The 24,826-nt window shown below is 69.8% G+C and carries 19 protein-coding genes, 1 tRNA gene and 1 pseudogene; 12 read left to right on the top strand and 9 right to left on the bottom strand.

Annotation, left to right across the window (positions count from 1 at the left end):
• Positions 1-22 precede the first annotated feature (22 nt).
• The 5 genes from FSYMDG_RS03395 to FSYMDG_RS29945 all read right to left on the bottom strand — a co-directional run bounded on the left by FSYMDG_RS03395 (position 23) and on the right by FSYMDG_RS29945 (position 4,884).
• Positions 23-1,357, bottom strand: a complete 1,335-nt coding sequence (locus tag FSYMDG_RS03395) for an LLM class flavin-dependent oxidoreductase (RefSeq protein ID WP_013872195.1) — start codon at positions 1,355-1,357, stop codon at positions 23-25.
• Positions 1,358-1,551: 194 nt separating this feature from the next.
• A complete protein-coding gene (locus FSYMDG_RS03390) occupies positions 1,552-2,418 on the bottom strand; it encodes an ABC transporter permease (protein WP_013872194.1) in 867 nt (288 codons plus the stop codon).
• On the bottom strand, positions 2,405-3,394 hold the full coding sequence (locus FSYMDG_RS03385) for an ABC transporter ATP-binding protein (RefSeq protein ID WP_013872193.1): 990 nt from the start codon (positions 3,392-3,394) through the stop codon (positions 2,405-2,407). Before FSYMDG_RS03385 ends, FSYMDG_RS03390 begins: the two co-directional genes overlap by 14 nt.
• A 123-nt stretch (positions 3,395-3,517) precedes the next feature.
• The gene (locus FSYMDG_RS03380; protein ID WP_013872192.1) at positions 3,518-4,516 is read right to left on the bottom strand and encodes an ABC transporter substrate-binding protein; all 999 of its coding nucleotides are present in this window, start codon (positions 4,514-4,516) and stop codon (positions 3,518-3,520) included.
• 308 nt (positions 4,517-4,824) lie between these two features.
• Positions 4,825-4,884 carry a putative leader peptide gene (locus FSYMDG_RS29945; RefSeq protein WP_431307069.1) on the bottom strand — a complete coding sequence of 20 codons (60 nt, stop codon included), beginning with the start codon at positions 4,882-4,884 and terminating at the stop codon, positions 4,825-4,827.
• Between the two features lie 352 nt (positions 4,885-5,236).
• Here FSYMDG_RS29945 and FSYMDG_RS29520 point away from each other — a divergent pair, with 352 nt between their 5' ends.
• Positions 5,237-6,391, top strand: coding sequence for a PadR family transcriptional regulator (locus tag FSYMDG_RS29520; RefSeq protein ID WP_347176440.1), 1,155 nt, complete (start codon positions 5,237-5,239; stop codon positions 6,389-6,391).
• Positions 6,392-6,789: 398 nt separating this feature from the next.
• Positions 6,790-8,637, top strand: a complete 1,848-nt coding sequence (locus tag FSYMDG_RS22630) for a serine/threonine-protein kinase (RefSeq protein WP_013872190.1) — start codon at positions 6,790-6,792, stop codon at positions 8,635-8,637.
• Here the strand turns inward: FSYMDG_RS22630 and FSYMDG_RS03365 are convergent.
• Positions 8,628-8,987: a hypothetical protein gene (locus FSYMDG_RS03365; protein WP_202797667.1), complete on the bottom strand. Its 360-nt coding sequence runs from the start codon at positions 8,985-8,987 to the stop codon at positions 8,628-8,630. The genes FSYMDG_RS22630 and FSYMDG_RS03365 overlap by 10 nt on opposite strands.
• Before the next feature lie 381 nt (positions 8,988-9,368).
• Between FSYMDG_RS03365 and FSYMDG_RS03360 the strand changes: the two are divergent.
• The 3 genes and pseudogenes from FSYMDG_RS03360 (at position 9,369) to FSYMDG_RS03350 (ending at position 12,826) form a co-directional block, all read left to right on the top strand.
• Positions 9,369-10,223 (top strand): annotated as a pseudogene (locus FSYMDG_RS03360) (crotonase/enoyl-CoA hydratase family protein).
• A gap of 304 nt (positions 10,224-10,527) precedes the next feature.
• Complete coding sequence (locus FSYMDG_RS03355) at positions 10,528-11,697, top strand: PSP1 domain-containing protein (RefSeq protein ID WP_085948583.1); 1,170 nt, start codon at positions 10,528-10,530, stop codon at positions 11,695-11,697.
• Positions 11,698-11,737: 40 nt separating this feature from the next.
• Positions 11,738-12,826, top strand: a complete 1,089-nt coding sequence (locus tag FSYMDG_RS03350) for an IS630 family transposase (RefSeq protein ID WP_013871712.1) — start codon at positions 11,738-11,740, stop codon at positions 12,824-12,826.
• A 36-nt stretch (positions 12,827-12,862) separates the two neighbouring features.
• Here FSYMDG_RS03350 and FSYMDG_RS03345 read toward each other — a convergent pair whose 3' ends face one another.
• Positions 12,863-13,588, bottom strand: coding sequence for a response regulator transcription factor (locus FSYMDG_RS03345; RefSeq protein ID WP_013872187.1), 726 nt, complete (start codon positions 13,586-13,588; stop codon positions 12,863-12,865).
• Positions 13,589-14,125: 537 nt separating this feature from the next.
• Between FSYMDG_RS03345 and FSYMDG_RS03340 the strand changes: the two genes are divergently transcribed.
• Both FSYMDG_RS03340 and FSYMDG_RS03335 read left to right on the top strand, forming a co-directional pair.
• Positions 14,126-14,197, top strand: a tRNA-Thr gene (locus FSYMDG_RS03340).
• A gap of 29 nt (positions 14,198-14,226) precedes the next feature.
• Positions 14,227-14,529 carry an MOSC domain-containing protein gene (locus tag FSYMDG_RS03335; RefSeq protein ID WP_050803314.1) on the top strand — a complete coding sequence of 101 codons (303 nt, stop codon included), beginning with the start codon at positions 14,227-14,229 and terminating at the stop codon, positions 14,527-14,529.
• 91 nt (positions 14,530-14,620) lie between these two features.
• Here FSYMDG_RS03335 and FSYMDG_RS03330 read toward each other — a convergent pair whose 3' ends face one another.
• Positions 14,621-15,202, bottom strand: a complete 582-nt coding sequence (locus tag FSYMDG_RS03330; protein ID WP_083828129.1) for an inorganic diphosphatase — start codon at positions 15,200-15,202, stop codon at positions 14,621-14,623.
• A 481-nt stretch (positions 15,203-15,683) separates the two neighbouring features.
• Between FSYMDG_RS03330 and dacB the strand changes: the two genes are divergently transcribed.
• The 5 genes from dacB to folE all read left to right on the top strand — a co-directional run bounded on the left by dacB (position 15,684) and on the right by folE (position 23,841).
• Positions 15,684-17,198 carry a D-alanyl-D-alanine carboxypeptidase/D-alanyl-D-alanine endopeptidase gene (dacB, locus tag FSYMDG_RS03325; protein WP_013872185.1) on the top strand — a complete coding sequence of 505 codons (1,515 nt, stop codon included), beginning with the start codon at positions 15,684-15,686 and terminating at the stop codon, positions 17,196-17,198.
• Between the two features lie 270 nt (positions 17,199-17,468).
• Positions 17,469-18,668, top strand: coding sequence for a zinc-dependent metalloprotease (locus FSYMDG_RS03320; protein ID WP_013872184.1), 1,200 nt, complete (start codon positions 17,469-17,471; stop codon positions 18,666-18,668).
• A gap of 147 nt (positions 18,669-18,815) precedes the next feature.
• Complete coding sequence (gene hpt / locus FSYMDG_RS03315) at positions 18,816-20,678, top strand: hypoxanthine phosphoribosyltransferase (RefSeq protein WP_013872183.1); 1,863 nt, start codon at positions 18,816-18,818, stop codon at positions 20,676-20,678.
• A gap of 266 nt (positions 20,679-20,944) precedes the next feature.
• Complete coding sequence (gene ftsH / locus FSYMDG_RS03310) at positions 20,945-23,107, top strand: ATP-dependent zinc metalloprotease FtsH (protein ID WP_013872182.1); 2,163 nt, start codon at positions 20,945-20,947, stop codon at positions 23,105-23,107.
• 89 nt (positions 23,108-23,196) lie between these two features.
• Positions 23,197-23,841, top strand: coding sequence for a GTP cyclohydrolase I FolE (folE, locus tag FSYMDG_RS03305; protein WP_431307068.1), 645 nt, complete (start codon positions 23,197-23,199; stop codon positions 23,839-23,841).
• A 125-nt stretch (positions 23,842-23,966) separates the two neighbouring features.
• Here folE and hisG read toward each other — a convergent pair whose 3' ends face one another.
• Positions 23,967-24,812, bottom strand: coding sequence for an ATP phosphoribosyltransferase (hisG, locus tag FSYMDG_RS03300; protein ID WP_013872180.1), 846 nt, complete (start codon positions 24,810-24,812; stop codon positions 23,967-23,969).
• Positions 24,813-24,826: the final 14 nt, after the last annotated feature.

Below are 24,826 nucleotides of genomic sequence, written 5' to 3'. Positions count from 1 at the left end.
CCGGCTCGGCTCAGCCCGGCGGTCAGGCCTGGATGGCCAGGCGGTTTGTGGGGCGGGGCAGGCCGTAGTGGTCGCGCAGGGTGCGTCCGGTGTACTCGGTGCGGAACAGGCCTCGGCGCTGCAGGATCGGCACCACCAGGTCGACGAAGTCCGTCAGCCCGCCGGGCAGGAACGGCGGCATGATGTTGAAGCCGTCGGCCGCGTCCTGGGTGAACCACTCCTCGAGCTGGTCGGCGACCTGTTCCGGTGTGCCGGCGAAGACCCGGTGCCCACGGCCGCCACCCAATCTGGCGATCAGCTGCCGGAGGTTCAGCCCGTCGCGGCGGGCAAGCTCGGCGACCAGGGTGAACCGGCTCTTGTTGCCGTTGATGTCCCGTTCGTCGGGCAGGTCGGGCAGCGGCCCGTCCAGCGGGAGGCCGGTGAGGTCGACGCCGACCATGCTCGACAGCTGGGCCAGGCCGTACGCGGGGACCTGGAGCTGCGTGAGCTCCTCCTCCAGCTCCCGGGCCCGGGCCTCGGTGGCACCGATGATCGGGCAGATACCGGGGAGGATCTTCACCTCCTCGGGCGCGCGCCCGTAACGGGCCAGGCGCGACTTCAGGTCCTTGTAGAAGGTCTGGCCGTCGGCGAGGGTCTGCTGGGCGGTGAAGACCGCCTCGGCATACTGGGCCGCGAACTCCTTGCCGTCCTCGGACGAGCCCGCCTGTACCAGCAGCGGATAGCCCTGCGGGGAACGCTGGACGTTCAGCGGCCCCTGGACGCGGAAGAACTCGCCGACGTGCCCGATCTGACGAATCCGGCTGGTGTCGGCGTATATCCCGCCCGCCCGGTCGATGATCGGGGCGTCGTCCTCCCAGCTGTCCCACAGCTTGGTGGCGACCTCGACGAACTCCCGGGCCCGGGCGTACCGCAGGCCGTGTTCAAGGTGCTCGTCCAGGCCGAAGTTGCGGGCCTCGTCGAGGCTGCCGGAGGTGACGATGTTCCAGCCGGCCCGCCCGCCGCTGATGTGGTCGAGAGAGGCGAACTTGCGGGCGACGTGGAACGGCTCGTTGTAGGTCGTCGAGACGGTGGCGATCAGGCCGATGTGCTCGGTGACCGTGGCCAGCGCGGAGAGCAGGGTGATCGGCTCGAAGCCGCCCAGCACGTTGTGCCGGACCTTGCCCCACAACGCCAGCCCGTCGGCCAGGAAGAGGGAGTCGAGCCTGCCTCGCTCGGCCGTGCGCGCGAGCTCCTGAAAATACGTCAGGTCGGTGGCGCGCTCGGGCTGGGTCCGGGGATGCCGCCAGGCGGCATCGTGGTGCCCGGCGTTCATCAGAAACGCGTTGAGATGAAACTTCCGGTTGCCAGCGGCAGACATCACGTCCCTCTTCCCACGGACGAGTTCCTACGGACGGGTGAACGGCTGCTCCGGCCGGGCCAACGGAGAAGATCGCCACGAGTTTGTCGTTGTGTGCGCCGGTGGGGATGAAAAGCGTACACAACGGCAAACTCGCCTGGATCATGTTCCGCGCGGACGGCCACGGATGCCGGCCGCGTTGCCCGGACGGCGCGCTAGGAGTTCGAGGTGATCCGCCACCTCGTGAAGCGCCGTTCCAGAGCGAGCAGGCCCTGGTTGATGATGAGGCCGACAACCGAGACCGTGATGATTCCCGCGTACATCTCAGGAATCGCGAAGTTCGACTGGGCATAGTTGATCAGATAGCCGAGCCCGGCCTGGGCACCGACCAGCTCGGCCGCGACGAGTATCAGGATCGCGTAGGCCCCGGCCAGCCGGACGCCCGTAAAAATCGTCGGCACGGCAGCCGGAAGAATGACCTTCTGGAACAGCCGTACCGATGGCAGCCCCATCGACCGCGCGGATTTCACGAGCAGGGGGTCCACACCCTGGACACCACTGATCGTGTTCAGCAGCACGGGCCAGACGCAGGCATAGACGATGATGGCGATCTTCGAGGTCTCCCCCAGCCCGAAAATCAGCACGAACACCGGCAGCAGGGCCAGCGGAGCGGTGTTGCGGAAGACCTCGAGCACCGGGTTGAGGAACTGTGCCGCCAGCCGGAACCAGCCGATGAGTAGTCCCAACGGCAGCGCGATCGCGATGGCGATGGCGAAACCGCTGGCCGCCCGGGTGAGGCTGGCGGAGGTGTGCTCCCACAGGTCGCCGCCGCGCAGCAGTACCACCCATTCGTCGGCGACCTCGGAAAAGGGCGGCAGGAACACCCGGTCGACCACGCCGAGCCGCGGGAGCGTTTCCCAGGCGGCCAACAGGATCAGAATGCCCACCACCCGGCGGGAGATCCCGCCGGCGATCCGGCCCGCCCTGGGCAGCCAGCTACGGCGAGAGGCGGCGACCGGGGAGCCGGCGGACGCGGAAAGCCGGGTTCCGGCCTCGGTACGGGTGTTCTCAACGATGGCCAACGCTGGTCACTTCCCTCTCCGCCTGCCCCGCGGCCGCCGCCTGCCCCGCGCGCCCCGCTGTTCCTGTGTGCTCCTCGTGCCCGGCGGCCTGCGCGGGTGCCGCGCCAGCCGCACCACGGCGGGCCGGCCCGCCGTCGAAGGATGCCCGCTCACCCGCCGCCTGTTCGTCACGCTCGGTCTGCTGGGCTCTGGCCACCTCCTCGCGCAGCAGTTCCCAGACCTCGTGCCGGTAGCGGACGAACTCGGGATCGGAACGCAGGTCGTTCCCGTCCGCGCGGGTGGTGATGGGGATGTCGACGATCTGTTTGATCCGGCCAGGCCGGGAGGTCATCACCGCGACCCGCTGACCGAGGTACACGGCTTCGTCGATGCCGTGGGTGACGAAGAGAATCGTCTTGCCGGTCTTGGCCCAGATCCGCAGCAGCTCGTCCTGCAGGGTTTCCCGGGTCTGGGCGTCCAACGCGGCGAAAGGCTCGTCGAGCAGCAGGACCGCCGGGTCGTAGGCCAGGCTCCGCGCGATCGCCACCCGTTGTTTCATACCGCCCGACAGTTCGTGGGGATATCGGTGCTCGAAACCGCTGAGCCCGACGAGGTCGAGATAGTGCCGGGCCAGCGCCGAACGTTGTGACCGCGCCACTTTCTTGGCCTCAAGACCGAATTCGACGTTGCCGAGGGCGGTCCGCCACGGGAACAGCGCATACTGCTGGAAGACGATCCCCCGGTCGAGGCCGGGGCCGGAGACCGGGTTGTCGTCGACGAGTACCTGGCCCTCGCTCACACCGGTCAGCCCACCGAGGATGTCCAGCAGGGTGGACTTCCCACAGCCGCTGGGGCCGACCAGGGCCAGGAACTCACCGCTGCGGATGCGCAGGTTCACGTCGTCGACCGCGGTGAACTCGCTGACGGCGTTGCGGCGGTTGCCGTGGTTGCGGACGGCGAACCTCTTCGTGACGTTCCTGAATTCTATCGTGCTCATTGCCGATCATCTCTCGGTGTCGGTGAAGGATGATTCCCGGTGCCGCGACGGCTGGGACGGCGCGGCACCGGGAGTCCCGCGTCCGGAGCCGGCTGCCAGCCCGGTCCCCCGGGAACGGCTCCGTCAGGAGTTCGCCCGGAACGGATTGAATTCATTGGTGAAGAGTTCGGCCAGGGTGACGTCTTTCTTCAACTGGCCGTTCACTTTCAACCAGTCTGTCCACCGGGTGAAGTCGGCGTCCGCGATGAGCCCGCCCTTGCCGGCGATCCCGTATCCCTTGAAGTACTGGATGGCGGTCACGTCCTCCTTGCGGTCACGCTTGGCGATGATGTCCTTGAAGCGGGCGATGACCTGGTCGAGAGGAGTTGTCCTGGACCATTCGACGGCCTTGCCCACACCCTCGACGAACTGCCTGGTCGTCGTCGGGTTCTTCTTGATGAAGTCCTCGCGGAGCACGTAGCTGCCGGCCGAGAACGGGCCGAAGAGCTCATAGTCGCTGAACAGCGGGTGAATCCCGCCTCGGGCCAGCGCCTTGTCCCGCAGAATGCCGCTGAATACCGCGACGTCGATCTGCTTCTCGCGCAGCGACTGCTCGGTGTTCACCGGTGGGACAACCGTCGGTATCACTTTTTTGATCTCGTCCTGGCTGAGGCCACCTCGTTTGAGGTACTCGTCCAGGACAGCCTCGTAGTGCGCACCCAACGTGTTCATCCCGACTTTTTTCCCGAACAGATCACGGGGTGAGGTGATCGGACTCCCGTCAAGGACGTAGAAACCGCCGAAGACTTTGTCGTCGATTCCGTAGCTGCCGACCACCGACTTGATCGGTGAGCCCGCGGCGATCAGTTTGATGATCGCTCCGTTGAACGCCGAGCCGAAGTCGACGTCCCCGGTGGCGGTCGACTGGATGTCCTGCGGACCGCTGATCGTGTTACCGATCCACTTGAGCTTTATGGGGCCGAGATAACCGAGGTCCGCGGCAAGCTCGACCGGCGTGACCGCACCGACGGAGCCCTGATAGCGCAGTTCGGTCTGTTCGACCTGGGCGGCACCGCCGCCGGCGTCCTGCCCACAGGCCGCCAGAATCAGCGTCGCGACCAGGGCGATGGCTGCTGGCAGCATCCCTGGTCGGCGTCGAACGGCACGTCGAACACTGTGCTGCATGGTGAGGTCGAATTCCTCTCGGGTTTGTCTGCGGACCGATCAGCGGCCGGCACGGCCCCGGGCGGCGGTGAAGCGACATTGATCGACCGTACCGTTGAAGTCAACTGTGATATCACGGTCGTACGCGACACGAAAATAACAGCCACGGGAAATCAGGGCGGCGCTGCCGGCGCAGCACCCACCCGTCGGAACAGCGGGAAGAAAAAGGCGGGACGGACGCGGGATACACGCTGCGGCCATGATGGCCGATCAAAGAGGACGGCCGGTCAGGCGGAACACATGGCACTGGCGACGCGGAGGAGGTCCACCGCGCGCCGGACCGACATGCCGATATCCCTTGGCATGTTATGCACTATGTCAGTCTACAAGCCGGGTTGTCAACAAGTTGACCGGGAATTCTGCACGGCTCGGACGTACCGACAAGGGCGTAACCGTCCGGCTACTTTGAGAATCTGATTATTTTCCGGCAATGCTTAATTCCGACCCGCGTCGTGTAACGCTTATTCAGGGGACGGTGCCGGCCGGCAGCCCACCCTGGACGCCGGCGGCCCGAAGGAGACCGCCGACCCGGCCGCGGGATCGGCAGACTCACCGGCACCGGCACCGACACCGGCACGGCGCCGTCGGCAGGGGCGGCCGCTGTTGACACCGCCAGCGCCGCCCGCATCGACAGCACCGGTGAGACCTGCGAGAGCGCCCGCACCGCCCACCGGCGACGGCGCCGACACGTCGAAACCCGCGCCCCCCGGTCAGCCGGTCAGCGGAGCCCAGCGCCAATGCCCAACCCGCCCTGTTGTCCGTGCTCCCGGATCGGCAGTCAGCAGGTCGTCGTGCCGTCGCATCGGCGGCGGCACCACCCGCACCAGCCAGCTCTCCCGACGTGCGGTACGTCACACCGATACCGGCACCGGCGGCCGGGGCTCGCGGCGGCTTGCCCAACGGCGCATCGCGATATATCGTGAGCGTACGCGATACAACGACTGGAGGGTTATCGTGTACGCATCGGAATTTCCTGGATCGTGGCCATGGAGCCGCGGCAGGCATGGCAGCCCCGGCTCCGACCGCCTCCGGGCAGCAGCCGACGACGATCGAGGCGGCTGGCAGCACAGCAGACACGGTGGATACGGCAGGCACGGTGGGCCTGGTAGGCATGGCGGGCCCGGGGGGCCCGGGGGGCCCGGCGGCGGTGTTCCGTTCGGCCCTGGCGGCGTCCCCTTCGGACCGGGCTTCCCCGGACCGGGCTTCCCCGGACCGGGCTTCCCCGGACCGGGCTTCCCCGGACCGGGCTTCGGCCCGGGCGCCCGGGGCTTCTTCCCCGGCGGCCGCGGCCGCGGCGCGAAGGTCAGACGCGGCGACGTCCGCACGGCTGTCCTCGCCCTGCTCGCGGAGGCACCGATGCACGGCTACCAGATCATCAACGAACTCACCGAACGCAGCCAGGGCGCCTGGCGGCCGAGTCCCGGCTCGGTCTACCCCGTCCTGCAATTGCTCACCGACGAAGGGCTCGTCCGCGCCGAGGAAAGCGACGGTAAGCGGGTGTTCCACCTCACCGACGCGGGCCGCGCCTACACGGACGCCCACGCGGACGCACCCAAGCCCTGGGAAACAGCCGCGGCTGCCGCCAACCACGGCCTGACCGACCTGCGGTCGCTGGCGTTCGGCGTGGGAGCGGCCGTCGTGCAGGTTGCGCAGACCGGCAGCGACGCCCAGGTCCAGGCCGCCCAGAAGATCCTCGTGGATGCCCGGCGGGCGCTCTATCGCATCCTCGCCGAGGAATTCCCCACCGAACCGGACGACAACGAAGCCACCAGGGGCGACGGCCAGGCGGACTGACCCGGCCCGCTGCCCGCGAGCGTCCTCGGCCGGGTACCCGGTATCCGCTACCCGACGCAACTTCCTGCCCCGGCCCCGAGCTCGGGGCCGGGGCAGGAGCGGGACCTCACCCGACCGCTCACGCCCCGCCGGGGCCGGCGGAATCGTCTCCCGGCGGACTGGGGCATGCCCGGGGCACAGCCCAGGACGGATGTGTCGCAGGGCTCCAGCCACCCGGCGTTCCAGACAGATGTTCCAGACAGGTGTTCCAGACAGCGCAGCCGCCTGCTATCGCCCTCGGTAGCCCTGCCCGGAATAGTGTGAAGCATCGGTTTCATCCCCGACGGCCCCAGGTGACCCCGATAGTCCCCAGATGATGGGATGGGCACGGTTTTCTCTGGGGGAAGGGGGCTTCTGCCATGCAGAAGCTGGGCTCTGGCTACGTTCTGCACGAACCGATCGGCCGCGGCGCGTTCGGCCAGGTCTGGCGAGGATCCACCGTCGACGGCGACCGCCCGGTCGCCGTGAAGGTGCTGCGCGGGGAACTCGCCGACGACCCCGAGGCCGTCGCCAGGTTCGTCCAGGAACGGTCCGTGCTGCTCGGCTTCAGCGACCCGCACCTGGTCACCGTCCGGGACCTCGTCGTCGAAGGCGACACCCTCGCGATCGTGATGGATCTCGTCAACGGTGTCGATCTACGGGTCTACCTGCGCGAACGCGGCACACTCGCGGTGGCCACAGCGGTCGCCCTGACCTGCCAGGTGCTGCGCGCGTTGAGCACCGTGCACGCGGCCGGGGTCGTCCACCGTGATCTCAAACCCGCCAACGTGCTCGTCGACATCACCGATCCCGACGATCCGCAGGCTCGCCTGACCGACTTCGGGATCGCCAGGCTGGCGCACGGGCCGTCCCTGACCCGCCTCACCGGGATGATCGGGACGCCGATGTACATGGCTCCGGAGCTGGCCCACCGGGAGCACGCGCGGCCGCCGGCCGACGTCTACAGCGCGGGCATCATGCTGTACGAACTCCTCGCCGGCCAGCCGCCGTTCTCCGCTCCGCACCCGGTCGCGCTCCTGCGCGCCCACATGGAGGACGCGCCGCAGCCCATACCCGGCCTGCCACCGGCGCTGTGGGACGTGATCGCCGGCATGCTCGCCAAGGCGCCGGCGTGGCGTCCGACGGCGGACGCGGCCGAGCGGGCGCTGGCCGGGCTGGCGGCGTCCGGCTTCCAGCCCGTGGTCGCGCCTGCCGTGTCCAGACCGGGCGGCGCTGTGCCGGGCGGCGCTGTGAGGGGCGCCTTCGTGGCAGGTGGCACCGCGGTACCCGGGGCCGCGCCGCCCGCCGATCATCCCTGGAACACCCCGCCGCCGGCGGCCCCGGACGTCAGTCAGGCGCCCACCGCTGTAGCCCACGTACGGTCGCTGGACGGTACGGCGTCCGCATACTCCGCGCAGGCGGGCGCGTCCGTCTCACCGCAGCCCGGCGGGCGGCTGTCCGGCCCGTGGCCGACGGGCGCCCTGGGCAGGCCGGCACGACCGGGCGGACACCGGCGCCTTCCCGCGGCCGTCCTCGCCGCCGTCGCCGCGGTCGCGTTACTGACCGTGGGTACCGGCGTCCTGTTGTGGGCTGTCGGTGACGACAGCGAGGCGACCGTCAGCGCGCGCCCGGCGACGACGTCACACAGCGCCACCACGACACAGGCAGCCGGCTCCACCACGGCCCCGCCGACGCAGAGCCTGGCGCTGGCGGCAACGTCCGCCCCGCCGCCGGAGGCGCCCTCCATCGCGCAGGCAGCCGCCGGTACCGGTTCGGACGGTACCGGCTCAGACGGCATCGGCCCGGCGGACGCGGCCGGCCCCCAGGGCCAGGCGCCGGCCGCCGGACGCCCCGGCGCGGACGCGCCACCACCAGCGGCACCGGCGCCGAAGAGCTACGACATGCCGGTCGGATTCCCGGGCTCATGGTCCGGGACAGTCAGCCAGCCCGGCTCGACCCCGTACACGGTGAAGATCGCTCTTACCGACGGTGACATCGGGGAGAACGTGGGCCGGGCGTCCTACCCGGATCTCGGCTGCATAGCCGATCTCTATCTGACCGATGTGGCCGGGTCGACGATCCGGGTACAGGGGCGGCTGGTGGTGAACTCGTACAACGCCTGCGTGGCGGCAACGCTTGATCTCAGTCTGCGGTCAGGTTCGTCGATGAACTATCTCGCGCAGTCGCCGGGACTCGTTAGCGCTTCCAGCGCGGTCCTCTACCGCTGACCTTCGCTGTCGGCGATCTCCAGCCGTCGCACGCGGAGGTGCTCGACGTCGAGCGTCGCGATCTGGATGCTGCCCACCCGCGCCCGTCGGACCGCCAGCCGTCCGATCGCGAGCGCGCCCACGGCGAGGGCGCCCAGCGCTGTCGCGCCGAGGGCCAGCGCTCCGACGGCGAACGCGCCCACCGCCTTCGCCCCGGTGGCCACGACCGCACCGCCGGGGGTGGCGGGCACGATGCCGCCGGTGGCACCACCGGCAACAGTGCCGGCGACTTCGGCTCCCTCGCCGATGTCGGATCCCTCGCCGGCGTCCTGGAGGGCTGGCCGGCTGGTGGACTGCGTCAGATCGCTCACCCTGTCGAGGGTAGAGCCTTCCGGTGGGCTGTCGAGTTTCCCGCCGGCCAGGCCGGTAACTACCCGGCAGTAGTTTGTGTCCCGGCCTTCCGGCCACTCAGTATTCGGATACTCACAACCCGGCCGTCGCATGACGAGCCACCATGGGACGTCCGTTCGCGACGTCCACCGGCACGGCCTGGCGCCGTCCAGACCTTGACGAAGCAGAAGGGAATCCGATGACGACGGACGGGCTCGACGTGAAAGCCGCCGCGGACGACGACACCGCCGCCACTGGCTGCAGCACACCCCACTCCGGTGGTGCCAGCACGACCCACCGGCGACACGACCCGTACCGGCGACGCCGGCGGTGGGCGGACCGGGCCGCGACAGCCGATCCCGCTGGAGCCGTACCTGTTCGCCGAACCGCCGGCACAGCCGCTGGTGTCGCTGCGTGTCGAACGCCACGGCGCGGTCGTCCAGGTCACGCTGCTCGGCCCGGGCAAGGGCAACACCCTGGGCGCGGACTTCTGGCGTGAGCTCCCGCGGGTGTTCACCGCCCTGGACGTCGACGACACCGTGCGGGCGGTGGTGCTCACCGGCTCTGGCAACCACTTCTGCTACGGCCTGGACCTGGCGCTGCTGGCCGAACTGGGCGACATCGCGAGCGACGACGACGGCGGCCTGGCCCGGTTCCGCACCGGTTTTCTCCACCGGCTGCGGTCCATGCAGGACGCGCTGGACCTCGTCGCGTACAGCCGGAAGGCGGTCGTCGCCGCGGTCAGCGGCTGGTGTGTCGGCGGCGGGGTCGACCTGCTGGCCGCGTGCGACGTCCGGTACGCCAGCGCCGAGGCGCTGTTCAGCATCCGGGAGGTGAAGGTCGGCGCGGTCGCCGACCTGGGCAGCCTGCAGCGCCTGCCCGCCATCATCAGGGACGGGCACCTGCGGGAGCTCGCGCTGACCGGCAGGGACATAGACGCCGCCCGCGCCGAACGGATCGGCCTGATCAACGACGTGCTGCCTGACCCGGCCGGCGCGCTCGCCGCCGCGCACGCCTTCGCCGACGAGGTGGCGGCCAACCCGCCGCTGGTCACCCAGGGCATCAAGGACGTCCTGGACAATGCCCGCTTCGCCGAGGTCGAAGCCGGGCTGCGCTATGTCGGGGCCTAGAACGCCGCGTTCCTCCACTCCCACGATCTCGCCGAAGCGGTGACCGCCTTCAGGCAACGGCGACCACCGCGGTTCACCGGCCGGTGATCCTGGTTCCCTGTCGCTCCACGGGCTGTCGACCGGCCCCGACGCGGACGTCAACCGGCGGCCAGGCGGAATCGCCTCGCTCATACAGCGGATCGTCGCGCCTCGGACGGATAGGCTGACGCAACGGCAGCATCCGGCCGTGGCCACGCCCGCGTCAGGCGGAGCGGGCGCCCGTGTCAGGCGGAGCGGGCATCGTCGGCCGGTGGCCGTGGCCGGAGATCGGCTGGTGGCCAGACAAGGGCGACCCGGCCGGCAGCCAGCGGTCCAGCCGGAAGCCGACGGTCGGGAGGACGGTGCGGACGGCATGCCGATGATGTGCGCGGTCACGTTTTCGCCACGTGGACGGCTCTACTACGCCGATCCCGGACCGTATTCACCGAAGGTCGGGGACAAGGTTCTCATCCCCACCGACGCCGGCCCCGAGGTCGCCGAATGCATGTGGGCACCGCAGTGGGTCAGCGATGACATCGGCGGGCTGCCGGTCCTGGCGGGAATGGCGCAGACGGCCGACATCGAACGGTACGCGACCTCCCGGCGGCGTCGGGCGCAGGCGCGTGTCGCGGCAAAGCGTCTGATCCGTGAACACGAGCTGCCCATGAAGGTCGTGGGTGTCGACCACATCTGGGCCGAGAACATGTTCACGATCTATTTCACCGCCGACCACCGGGTCGACTTCCGAGGCCTGGTACGCGACCTCGCCCGTACCCTCGCGGCCCGGATAGACCTGCGTCAGCTCTCCGCCCGGGACAGCGCGCGCATCCAGGGAGGAATCGGCTCCTGTGGGCGTGACCTGTGCTGCGCCACCTTTCTCACGGACTTCGAGCCGGTCAGCATCCGGATGGCCAAGGACCAGGATCTCCCCCTCAACCCCATGAAGATAAGCGGTGCCTGTGGCCGGCTGATGTGCTGTCTGCGCTACGAACATCCACTGTATGAACAGTTCAAGGCCAAGGTCCCGGCCGTGGGCGCCCGGGTGAGCACACCCGACGGCGACGGGCGGGTCGTCTCCCACGACATACCGCGTGACCAGGTCATGGTCAGGCTGGACGCCGGTGGCGGGCGATGCGCGTGCAGCCGGGCGAGCGTCTGCGGCTCACGCAAGGAGTACGAGGCGGCCCACCCGGGGCCGGGCACAGCCCCGGAGGTGGCGGATGCCCTGGCGGGACAACAACCGGGCGCCGCCGAGAGCATGGACGACGGGAGCTCGGACAACGGCAGGGACGCGGCGGAGCCGGCGTACCCGATGGTGCCCAGCCCGACAGCCCCACCGCTGGTCACACCGGACCCGGCCGTCGCACGCCCGGCCACGGCAGCGGCGGAATCGGCAACGTCAGCCGCACCGGCTGCCACCGCCCCCGCGGCGCCGCCCCCGGACAACGCCCGGACCCGACGCCGCCTGCGCCGGCAGGCCTCCCGCGACACGGACACCAGCCACCCGGCCCCGGAGGCATCGCCCCCGGGGCAGCACACCTAGTGTCCTGAGTCGTTGATTCGTGTGCAGATAGAATGGGCTGGTGCCTGGCCCGAGCGCGGATCCCATCGAGTTGTCGTCTGCTGAGCGTGCGGTGCTGGAGGGCTGGGCCCGACGGCGGAAGACCGCGCAGGCGCTGGCGTTGCGCTCGCGGATCGTGCTGGCCTGCGCGGACGGTGGGACGAACTCGGGGGTCGCGGCCGAGCTCGGGATCACCCGGGGAACGGTCGCGAAATGGCGGGAGCGGTTCGCGGTCGACCGGCTGGAGGGCCTGTCAGACGAGGCACGTCCGGGAGCGCCTCGGAAGGTCACCGACGCCCAGGTCGAGGCGGTGATCGCGAGGACGTTGGAGGAGAAGCCACCGAACGGCGATACCCATTGGACATCGCGGTCGATGGCGAGGGCCAGTGGGCTGTCGCAGTCGACGGTGTCACGGATGTGGCGGGCGTTCGGGTTGAAGCCGCATCTGGTCGAGACGTGGAAGCTGTCCACCGACCCGCTGTTCGTGGACAAGGTCCGTGACGTGGTCGGGGTCTACCTCGACCCGCCGGAGAAGGCGATCGTGCTCTGCGTCGACGAAAAGTCGCAGGTGCAAGCTTTGGATCGCACGGCACCGGTGCTGCCCCTGATGCCGGGTACCCCGCAGCGGATGACCCACGACTACGTCCGCCATGGCACGACCAGCCTGTTCGCCGCGCTCGACCCGACGTCCGGGTCGGTGATCGCGCAGACCTTCCGGCGGCACCGTCACCAGGAGTTCCTGCGCTTCCTCAAGCTGATCGACTCCTCGGTCCCGAAGGGCTACGACCTGCACCTGGTCCTGGACAACTACGCCACCCACAAGACCCCGGCGGTGAAGAACTGGCTGCTGCGCCACCCCCGCTTCCACCTGCACTTCACCCCGACCTCGGCGTCGTGGATGAACCTGGTCGAGCGCTGGTTCGCGGAGCTGACCACCCGCAAGCTGCGCCGATCGACGCACCGCTCGGTCGTCGAACTCGAAGCCGACATCCGCCGATGGATCAACGCCTGGAACAAGGACCCGAAGCCGTTCGTCTGGGCCAAGACCGCCGACGAGATCCTCGAGACCCTCGCCGCCTACTGCCAGCGAATCAACGACTCAGGACACTAGGCGGTCAGTGACCCCGCGCCGCCGGGCAGGGCGGGATCACGGGTCGAAGCGGTATCCCATGCCACGCAGGGTCGTGACGAGCCGACGCTGCGGTGGGCGTCCCTCGACCTTGGTCCGCACCCGACGGACATGCTCGGTGACGGTCGCCGGATCCTGGAAACGCGTGCCCCAGACCTGCTCCAGCAGTTCTTCACGGCTGAAAACCCGGCGGGGATGGCTCGCCAGGAAAGCGAGCAGCTCGTATTCGCGCGCGGTGAGATCGACCCGCTCACCGGCGACCGCGACCTCCCGGGCACGCAGGTCGATGGAAACGTCTCCGTAGACGAGCGGGTCGTTTCCATCGCTGGTGCGCTGCGGTGGCGGCTCGACGGGGCGACGGCGCAACCTGGCTCGCACCCGCGCGACAAGTTCCCGCAGCGAGTATGGCTTGACCACGTAGTCGTCGGCCCCGAGTTCCAGACCGACGACTCGGTCGACCTCCTCGGCCCGGCCCGTCAACATGATTACAGGTACTTCGCTGGTCTGCCGCAGCCGGCTCAGTACAGCGAAGCCATCCATACGCGGCATCGCGACGTCAAGCACTACAAGGTCGACTTCGGTCGTCTGGAAAAGCTTGAGCGCGGTCTCGCCGTCAGCCGCCTCGAGTACCCGATAGCCGAATCGTTCAAGGCTGCGGGCAAGCGCAACCCGAGAAGCTTCGTCGTCCTCGGCGACGAGTAGGGAAGCCCCCCTCGTTGCTGTTGCAGTTGCGTCCCCGGTCATGGCCGAAACCCTACGCAAGCTCTCCGGAACCGCTGCGAGCGGGGTATCGGCATGTGTGGGGTTCCCTGATTTAAGCACGTTATAGTAGCGCGACGACTACTTATTGTCAATGAAAGGGCATCGGAGGCACACAGGATCGGGAGCTCTCGACAGCCCCCCGCCTCGACCCGGCCGCAACATGGAAGAAACATGATCTTACCATCCTCGCCCCTGAACGATCACCCGTACCGTCACGCCCACGTCGGCGGCGGGATTCGCCGGGCCGCTGGATCGCCGGGCCGCCGAATCACCGGAAAGCGACCGCCGCTCGTCCACACCGAGGATCCGCCACCCTGATCCGCCACCCTCGCCGCAGCACCGTCACCGCCTCCCCTCGCGGTGTCCGCCACCGGCCGACAGGGCCACCCGGACCGGTCTGGCATACTCGGTGAGGCTGGATTCCTCGGGGTGCCGGCAACGCGGGAAGATTCACGATCAAGATTTACGATCAAGAGGTTCGCGATCCTACCGCCAGCCAGCCCCTGGAGCCAGTGACACGCCGGAGTAGCTCAGTGGCAGAGCAATCGCCTCGTAAGCGATAGGTCGCGGGTTCAATCCCCGCCTCCGGCTCAGACCCCCCTCTGACCAGGGCAGGCGCTGTGCGGCTGGGGCTCAGCGGCTGGGTCAGGACGTTCACGCTGCGAGCGGTGCCAGGCGCCTACCTGCGCGTGATACGGCCGGGGCACGTCCGCCGCGGCGACCCTGTGTCGGTCGAGCGCCGACCCGATCACGATGTCACCATCGGTATGACCTTCCGGGCGCTGACGACCCAACCAGAGCTTCTCCCCTTTCTGCTCGAGGCTGACGACCTACCAGAAGAGATCAGGGAGCGGGCCCGGCGCAGGATGCCCTTCGGCATCCCGGGCATCCCGCCAACCGACGTCACCCGCACGCGGCCGTAGGCACCGATCATGGTCATGGTGGTGAACCGGCGAGGATCCGCCACCACGACCGCGATCGGTAAACCTGTGCGGATCCGTCGATCCACAGTGATCAGGCGGATCTGACCTCCGGGGCGGAGTGTCCCGGGACGCCCAGGGCGGAGGTGTCCGGCACGGAGCCGTCGTGGTCTCCCCCCGCGGCGGCGACCGCCTCCTCCTCGCGCCGGATCGAGGCAAGAATCTCCCGCTCCGCGTCGGCGCGGCCGACCCACGACGCCCCCTCGACCGACTTGCCCGGCTCCAGGTCCTTGTAGACCTCGAAGAAGTGCTGGATCTCCAGCCGGTCGAACTCCGGAAGATGCCTGATGTCCCGCAGGTGCTCCTGCCGGACGTCCGCGACCGGCACGCACAGCACCTTGTCGTCAGGGCCCTTCTCGTCGCTCATCTGGAACATGCCGATCGTCCGGCACCGGACCAGACAGCCCGGAAAAGTCGGCTCCTCCAGCAGGACGAGCGCGTCCAAAGGATCACCATCCCGGCCCAGCGTACCCTCGATGAACCCGTAGTCCGAGGGATAGTGGGTGGATGTGAACAGCATCCGGTCGAGCCGGATCCGTCCGGTGCGGTGATCCATCTCGTATTTGTTCCGCTGCCCTTTCGGGATCTCGATGGTCACATCGAACTCGAGGTCCACTCCATCCCCTGTCGTGTCTGTGGGCGCGTCCCGTCCGAAGCGCCCTTGTGTTGTGTACTTGTTACCAGTGTCGGCATCCACGCACGTCACCTCGAAGGTCGCGGGCCGATCCGGCGGTGACGATTCACTGTCAGGGCAGGAGCCCACAGTGAAATCCGCCGGGCCGGATCAGCCCAGGGTCTACCCGGGAGGGCATTCCCCACGATGGCGGCCCGACCCCCGGACCGCGGCCAACGGGCCGGCGAGCCACGGGCCGCACGGTCATGCTTTTTCCACGCTCACCCGTCCCGCTCTCGGGGCTGCTGCCGGCTCCTGGACTTCCCGGGTCGTCAAGGACAATCCGGGAAGTCCAAGAGGTCCGCAGCGGCCACATCCCCCGGCTGTGGAAGCGCGCTGGTGGCGAAAAACATAACCGCGCGGCCATCAGCTACGGGCGCGGCCATCGGCCACAGGACATAGTCTCCCGCACGTGACCCCTCCGATGCCGGGCCGGGTCGGTGGGCTCACCGCCATCGCCACCGCGCTGCTCGCCGGTCATCTTTCCGTCCCGCCCGTGGACAGCCCGAACATCGCGCCCGCTCCACGGCCCGCGGCCGCGCCCTTCCCCGCCCTGGACCCGACGGTACGGGTCGCCGACCCCGCGGCGGTCAGCGCCAGGCTCGCCCGTCCGCTTGCCAACCCGGCGCTGGGCAACCCGGTGGGGCTGGTCGTCGACGCGCTGTCCGGAGCGACGCTGTTCGACCGCGGGTCGACCACCGCGGTGGCCCCCGCGTCCACGCTGAAGACCGTGGTCGCCGCGGCCGCGCTGACGACCTTCGACGCGCGGACGACCCTGACGACCCGGGTCTTCCACACCCCGTCAACCGCACCGGCCGGTCCCGCGCCGGGCGGTGCTGAACCGGGCGACCCCGTGACCGGCACGGTGGCAGCTGCCGGCACGGACGGCGCCGGGACGACGGGCGGGCCGTCGTCCGCCGCCTCGGCCGGCGGTGGCACGCTGTGGCTCGTCGGCGCGGGCGACCCGACGCTGACCGCCGCGACCGGGCCGGCCGACTACCCGGCTCCAGCCCGCCTGTCGGAGCTGGCCGCCCAGGTCCGGGCGGCCGGTATCACCGAGGTCGACCGGCTGGTCGGCGACGGGACGCTGTTCACCGGGCCGTCCACCGCGGCCGGATGGCGTGACAGTTACGTCGCCGAAGGCAATGTCACGCCGGTGTCCGCGCTCGAGGTCGACGGTGGGCGCACCGCTCCCGGCGCGGCCGGCCCGCGGACCACGACTTCCGACCTGGCGGCGGTGAACGCCTTCGCGGCGGCGCTGCGCCGGGCCGGTGTGCGGGTCGCGTCGACCGGGGTCGGTGCCATGCCCGGCGGCCCCGAGGCCGGCAGCCCCGGCACCGGCAGCACCGGCGGCTCCGGTTCCGGCGGGGCCGGGCCCCGGCAGGTCGCCGAGGTCCACAGCCCGCCGATCCCGTTGCTGGTCGAGCGGATGCTGACCTACTCCGACAACGATCTGGCCGAGAGCCTGGGGCGGCTGGTGGCCCACGCCCGTGGCCTGCCGGCGTCGTTCGACGGCGCCACCCGGGCGGTGCTCGACGTCCTGCGGGAGCTCGCGGTGCCGACCGCCGGCGCGAACCTGGCGGACACCAGCGGGCTGTCCACCTCGAACCAGATCGCCCCGGCGACGCTGGTGGCGCTGCTGCGAACCGCCGTGCTGCCCGGGCATCCGCAGCTGCGGACCCTGCTCACCGGGCTGCCGGTCGCAGGCTTCTCCGGGACGCTGGGCGACCGGTACCACGCGCCCGACACCCGTGCCGGCGCCGGCGACGTCCGCGCGAAAACGGGCAGTCTGCGCATCGTGACAAGCCTCGCCGGCCAGGTCGTGGACACCGACGGCCGACTGCTGCTGTTCGGCTTCTTCGCCCCGGTCGAGGAGGCCGGCACCACCCGGGCAGCCCTCGACCAGATGGCCGTCGCGCTCGCCTCGTGCGGATGCTGACCGCGTACGGATGCCGGCGGATACCGGCGCGTCCGGCAGGACACCGAAGCGTCCGAAAACACGCGGTGCCGCGGCGCCGACCACTCGAACGGACGCCGGATGTCCGGAACCGGACGCGCGGAACCGGTGACGAGCCGGGCGGGGAAACATCCGGAAGGCGGCGGCCATCCGGAAAAATCATCCCACGGTGACGCGGGAATGGTCGACGGTGATCGACGGATGGCAACGATAAAGCTGTCATCCCCAGGGAGAGGACATAGGCTGGCGGATGTGGACGCCGAGCCAGTGGACTGGGACCTCGCCGTAGCGACCGCGCGGCGGCTTGTCCGGCCAGGCCCGCAACTGCCCCGCGCCGAAGCGGACGCGGTGGTCGCGGACCTGCGGCGGCTGGCCGTCGAGGCGGAAGGCCATGTCCAGACATACACCCGGCTGGAACCAGCCGGTCCGGCCACGCCGATCGCCGTGGTGGACCGTCCGGAGTGGGTCCGCTCGAACGTCGCCGGCCTACGGGTGATCGCCGGGCCGCTGCTGGGCAAGCTCGCGGACCGGGAGCGGGGCAGGCTGTCCTCGGCTGTCGGACGCACCGTCACCGGCGTCCAACTCGGCACCGCCCTGGCCTATCTCGCGGGCAAGGTCCTCGGGCAGTATGAGGTTTTCCTCCCACCCGAGCAGGCCGGTGCGACCAGCCCCGCCTCGACCGCGGCCCCCGGGGAACCGGCCGAGGCCCTCCGCAAGGAGCCAGCCGCCGGAGCGGACGGGGCCGGGGCGGACACCCCCGCACGGCAGATCGTCGCGCAGGCCGGGCGCCTGAGCCTGGTCGCACCGAACATCGCCCACGCCGAGCAGACGCTGGGGGTCAACCCACGCGACTTCCGGCTGTGGGTCTGCCTGCACGAACAGACCCACCGCACCCAGTTCACCGCCGTCCCGTGGCTGCGTCAGCACCTGGAGGACGAGATCGGCGCGTTCATCGAAGCGACCGATCTCGATCCGGAGGTGCTCGCCGAACGGGTGAAGTCGGCCGTCAGCGCCGTGCGCGGCGCCGTGCTCGACCGCGGGCCGAACGCGCCGAGCATCGTCGAGGCGCTCCAGACGCCCGCCCAGCGGCAGGTCCTGGACCGCCTCCAGGCGCTGATGACCCTGCTGGAGGGACACGCCGACCAGGTCATGGACGCGGTCGGCCCGAAGGTCGTGCCGACCGTCACCGAGATCCGGACGCGTTTCGACAGCCGGCGCGGCGGTGGTTCGCCGATCGACCGGTTCGTCCGTCGTCTGCTCGGGCTGGACCTCAAGCTTCAGCAGTACCGGCAGGGTGGCGCGTTCGTGCGGGCCGTCGTCGCCGAGGCCGGGGTGGACGCGTTCAACCTGGTCTGGGAGTCTCCCGAGACGCTGCCGACCCGCGCGGAGCTGGTCGATCCGGTTGCCTGGATGCAGCGTGTGCTGGGCTCGCGTCCGTCCCTGTCGGCCTGACCAGGGGTGTCGATCACCGGACAGGACGAGCGGGGCCCGTGCCCAGGGCAGCCCCGCGGCCCGCGGGACGATGCCTCAACATCCGTCACAGCATCCGCCGGGATACCCGCCGCGACACCTGCGGGGGGCGGCGCACCCGGCGATGCCATGGCACACGACGGCGCGGGGGCGCGTGGCGTGATGCGGGCGTGCAGGGCCGTGAGCGAGATCCGGGTGGCCGTCCGACGCTCGATCGCCGATCTCGCCCCTGGCAGCCTGGTGCTCGTGGCCTGCTCCGGCGGGGCGGACTCGCTGGCGCTGGCCGCCGCGCTGGCGTTCATCGCCCCGCGCCGGGCTCTGCGCGCCGGGCTGCTCACCGTCGACCACGGCTGGTACGAGGGTTCCGCGGCGCAGGCGGCCACGGTGGCCGCGCACGGCCGGGCGCTCGGGTTCGACCCCGTCGAGGTGCTGCCGGCGCACTCCCCGCGTTCGGAGGGCGCTGCCCGGGAGGCTCGCCGCCGCGCGCTGCTCGACGCGGCGGGGCAGCTGCGGGCGAGCGCGCTGCTGCTCGGTCACACCCTTGACGACCAGGCCGAAACGGTGCTGCTGCGGCTTGCCCGCGGGTCGGGCACCCGGTCGCTGGCGGGCATGCCCCGCCTGGACGGGGTGATCAGGCGTCCGCTGCTGGACGTCCGCAGGTCGGCGACGCGCGACGCGTGCCTCGCCGAGGGGCTGACACCGTGGGACGACCCGACCAACGCCGATGAGGCGTTCGCCCGGGCCCGGGTCCGGCACCGGGTACTGCCTGTCCTGGAGGAGACCATCGGGCCGGGCATCGCCGAGGCGCTCGCGCGCACCGCGGACCTGCTGCGGGCCGACACCAGCGCGCTCGACGCCGACGCGGCGCTGGCCTACGAGCGTCTGGCGCTGCCCCGACCCCACCGAAGGCAGCGCGATCATGACTTGGACGCGGACGGGCCGCCCGACGGGCCGGGCAGCGAAGCCGACGGCGGTGGCCCGGGCACGTCCGGGCCACCGGCTCGGGTCGACCTTGACCTCGCCGGACTTGTCACGCTCAGTGAGGCGTTGCGTACCCGGGTGCTGCGCCGGGCGGCCCTGGCCGTGGGAAGCGCGCCGACCGGCCTGCGGGCCGATCATGTCCGGGCCATGGACGATCTGGTGACCAGATGGCGTGGGCAGAAGCCCGTTCCGTTGCCGTCGGGTGTCGTCGCCGGCCGCGCGGATGGCAGGATCTCGGTGTTCCGCACCACCGGGCCGCGAGCCGCGGGCCGGGGGGAGACCTCCGCACGGCCCGTGGCCCACGGGTCCGGGAGCCAGTCCAGCACCCACGCGCGGGACGTCCTGGCCGGCCGGCCGCGCGGACACTCCAGGGAGACTCAGGTGGCCGCTGCGCACACGATGCCCGACGAGATCGGCTTCGGCGGGCTCGGATCAGGAACGGATCTTCCCCCGCGGGCAGACCGGCATCCCGACATCGCCGAGGTGCTGGTCACCCCTGGTGACATCGCCGGCAGGATCGGGGAGCTCGCCGCCCAGGTCGACGCCGACTACGCCGGCCGCGAGGTGCTGCTCCTCGGTGTTCTCAAGGGCGCGGTGATGGTGATGGCCGACCTTTCCCGGGCCCTGACCATACCGGTGACCATGGAGTTCATGGCCGTCTCGTCGTACGGCTCGGCCACCTCGTCCTCGGGTGTGGTGCGCATTCTCAAGGATCTGGACCGCTCGATCGAGGGGCGGGACGTGCTGGTGGTCGAGGACATCATCGACTCCGGCCTGACCCTGTCGTGGCTGCTGCGCAATCTGCGCTCGCGGGGGCCGGCGTCCCTGGAGGTGCTCACGCTGCTGCGCAAACCGGAGGCGCTGGCGGCCGACATCGACGTCCGGTACGTCGGTTTCGACATCCCGAGCGCCTTCGTCGTCGGCTACGGCCTGGACTACGCCGAGCGTTACCGTACGCTGCCCTATGTAGGGACGCTGAACACGGACGCGATCGAACGTGGCGCCCGGTAGGCCTGGTCCGCACCGGCACGGGCGTCGCTGCGGACTGTGTTGATGATCTCGCAAATGATGGATCCGGCGGATCGACGGCGGCGGATCGTGCCACGAACCGCCCATTCGGGGCAGCGCGGTGGAACGGTACGCATCAGTTGCCCGTTGCTCGGATGTACACGCGGTAAGGCGCGCGTACCGGCGGTACCCTCGGCACAAGGGAATCCCGAACGAGGGCGGCACACACGTCAGGAGGGTGGAGCGCGCGTGTCCAGCGCTCCAGGCAGATGACTCCAAGAAGAATCTTCCGCGGCTGGGTGCCTCTGCTGCTCCTGGCCGTACTCGTGATCATTCTCGCGACCAATGTGCTGTCTGGCTCAGGCGAGTACACCAAACGTGACCTGAACTTCATTCAGCAGCAGATCGCCGAGGGGCAGGTCCAGGCTGCCACCATCCAGGACTCGAAGCAGCGCATCGAGATCACGACGAAGGACAAGTCCGAGTACGAGTCGTCCTACGTCACCGACCAGGCCGTAAAGCTTGCCGATGATCTGCGGGGCCACAACGTCCCCTACGAAGTCAAGGTCGAGCAGGGCAACATCATCGTGTCGCTGCTGCTCAACCTGCTGCCGGTGCTGCTGGTGGTGTTCCTGCTGTTCTTCTTCATGAACCAGATGCAGGGCGGCGGCAACCGGGTCATGAACTTCGGCAAGTCCAAGGCCAAACTGGTCAGCAAGGACACGCCGAAAACGACCTTCACCGACGTGGCCGGCGCCGACGAGGCCATCGAGGAACTCCAGGAGATCAAGGAGTTCCTGGAGAACCCCGGCAAGTTCCAGGCGATGGGGGCCAAGATCCCCAAGGGTGTGCTGCTCTACGGGCCACCCGGCACCGGCAAGACGCTGCTGGCCCGCGCGGTCGCCGGCGAGGCCGGCGTGCCGTTCTACTCGATCTCCGGCTCGGACTTCGTGGAGATGTTCGTCGGTGTCGGCGCGAGCCGCGTCCGGGACCTGTTCGAGCAGGCCAAGGCCAACGCCCCGGCGATCATTTTCGTGGACGAGATCGACGCGGTGGGTCGCCATCGCGGGGCCGGACTCGGCGGTGGCCACGACGAGCGTGAGCAGACCCTCAACCAGCTCCTGGTCGAGATGGACGGGTTCGACGTCAAGGGCGGTGTGATCCTCATCGCCGCGACGAACCGGCCCGACATCCTCGACCCGGCGCTGCTGCGCCCGGGCCGTTTCGACCGGCAGATCGTCGTCGACCGGCCCGACCTGCTCGGCCGTGAAGCGATCCTGAAGGTGCACGCCAAGGGCAAGCCGATCGAGCCGGACGTCGACATGCTGGTCATCGCGCGCCGGACCCCCGGGTTCACCGGCGCCGACCTGGCGAACGTGCTCAACGAGGCCGCGCTGCTCACCGCCCGGTCGGACCACAAGTTCATCTCCTCGGACCTGTTGGAGGAGTCGATCGACCGGGTGATGGCCGGCCCGGAACGCAAGAACCGGGTGATGAGCGACAAGGAGAAGAAGCGGATCGCCTACCACGAGGGCGGGCATGCGCTGGTCGGGCACGCACTGCCGAACAGCGACCCCGTCCACAAGGTCACGATCCTGCCCCGCGGGCGGGCTCTGGGCTACACCATGCAGCTCCCCCAGGAGGACCGCTACCTGCGCACCCGGTCGGAGATGCTGGACGACCTCGCGGTGTGCCTGGGCGGGCGGACAGCCGAGGAGCTGGTGTTCCACGAGCCGACGACGGGCGCCAGCGACGACATCGACAAGGCCACGAAGATCGCCCGTTCCATGGTCACCCAGTTCGGGATGAGCGACAAGCTCGGCGCGGTCAGGTTCGGTGGCGAGAGCAGCGAGGTCTTCCTCGGACGCGACATGGGCCACCAGCGCGACTACTCCGAGGAACTCGCCGCGGAGATCGACGCCGAGGTCCGCCAGCTGATCGACTCGGCGCACGACGAGGCCTGGGAGATCCTCGTCCGCTACCGGGATGTCCTGGACAACCTCGTCCTGCGTCTCATGGACGTCGAGACGCTCGGCAGGGACGAGGTCATGGAGATCTTCGCGACCGTGGAGAAGCGGCCCAGCCGCGGCTCCTACACCGGCGTCGGCAAGCGTCTGCCGTCCGACCGGCCACCGGTGATGACCCCGGCCGAACTGGCTCTGCACAAGTCCGGCGACGTCACCGATCTCGTCACCGGTACCAGCACCGGGCAGCACGGCCGGACGAACGGAGCTGGCCGCGGCGGCAACGGTTCCAGCACCCCTGGTGGGAATGGATCCACTACCACCCCGGTTGGCCCTGCTGACTCCTCGGTACCCGGGGAGGAGGACACCAGGGCGGGCTCCCCGGCGCCGTCGTCGCCCATCCCACGGATCTCGGACCCGTGGGCGCCCCCGAGCCTGCCGAACGACGACGACAGGGGACGCCGTTGACGACCGATTCCGACCTCGCACCTCCCAGCAGCGGACATATCTCCCTTTCCAGAGCCTCCGTGGACACCGTGGACGCGGCCACGCAGAACGTGAACGCCGGTACGGTCCCCGCCTCGGACGTCGCCCGCCAGCGGCGGGGACCGGATCTCGGGCCGCAGGCCGTCCGGCCGTTCGACCATGAGCGGGTCGCCCGCGCCGTCCGGGAGCTGCTGATCGGTATCGGCGAGGACCCGGACAGGGAGGGGCTGCGCAAGACCCCGGAACGGGTCGCCCGTGCCTACCGGGAGGCGGTCGAAGGCCTCGGGCGGGACCCCTCCGAGGTGCTGACCACCGTTTTCGACGAAGGCCACGAAGAGATGGTGCTGGTTCGCGACATCGACTTCACGTCGCTGTGCGAGCACCATCTGGTCGCGTTCGCAGGCAAGGCGCATGTGGCCTACATCCCGAACGAAAGCGGCCAGATCACCGGGCTGTCCAAGCTCGCCCGGCTCGTCGACCTGTACTCGCGACGCCCTCAGGTGCAGGAACGGCTGACGACCCAGATCGCCGACGCGCTGGAACAGGCCCTCTCCCCCAGAGGGGTCATGGTCGTGGTCGAGGCCGAGCATCTGTGCATGTCCATGCGCGGGGTTCGCAAGCCGGGCGCCCGCACGATGACGTCAGCGGTGCGCGGCCAGTTCCTGAGCACCGCGACCCGCAACGAGGGTATGTCGCTCATCCTCAGCCACCGCTGACCCGGCCACCGCTGGCTTCCCGCGGGTGGCCCTTGGACGACGCCCCGACCGTGTCTGACGGACGTTCTCGACCGCACGGGCGGGTGTGCCCCCATCAGACACGGTCTCGCCCGTCCAGACACGGTCTACAGCCGGCAGGCCTGGATGGACGAGACGATGATGCCGCGGGCGCCGATCTCCCACAGGTCGTCCATCACCCGGTTGAGCTCCGTGTGCGGCACCATGGCGCGCACCGCGACCCAGCCCTCACGCTGCAACGGGGATATGGTCGGCGACTCGTAACCAGGGGTTATCTCGCAGGCTTTCTCAAGCACGGAGTTCGGAACGTCGTAGTCCATGATGACGTAACGTCGGGCAACCAGCACACCCTGGATGCGACGCAGCAGCCGTTCGTGTGCCGTGGTGAGGTCCAGCCCCTTCTTCACCACGACCACGGCCTCCGAGTACAGCACCGGTTCGCCCAGCAGCGTCAGCCCGTGGGCCCGCAGCGTGCGCCCGGTCTCCACCACGTCCGCGACGGCGTCGGCGACCCCGAGCCGGATGGCGGTCTCCACCGCGCCGTCCAGCCTGACGATCTGGGCGTCGACCCCGCGCCGGGCCAGGTCGGCGGTGACCAGCCCGGGGAAGGAGGTGGCGATCCGGGTGCCGGTCAGACCGTCGATGTCGGTCACACCCCCTTCCGGCACGGCGTAGCGGAAGGTCGAGAACCCGAAGCCCAGTGGCAGCAGCTCGTCGGCGGCGACGCCGCTGTCGATCAGTAGGTCGCGGCCGGTGATGCCGATGTCCAGCCGGCCGGCCCCGACGTAGACGGCGATGTCGCGCGGTCGGAGGAAGAAGAACTCGATGTCGTTCTCGATATCGGTGACGACCAGCTCCGCCGATTCGCGACGCGCCTGGTAACCCGCATCGACGAGCAACTGACTGGACGCGGTCGCCAGCGCCCCCTTGTTGGGCACCGCGAGTCGCAGCATCACAGCTCCCGTGT

The sequence above is a fragment of the Candidatus Protofrankia datiscae genome, from assembly GCF_000177615.2.
GTDB lineage: Bacteria > Actinomycetota > Actinomycetes > Frankiales > Frankiaceae > Protofrankia > Protofrankia coriariae.
This window is presented reverse-complemented; position numbering and strand designations above follow the sequence as displayed.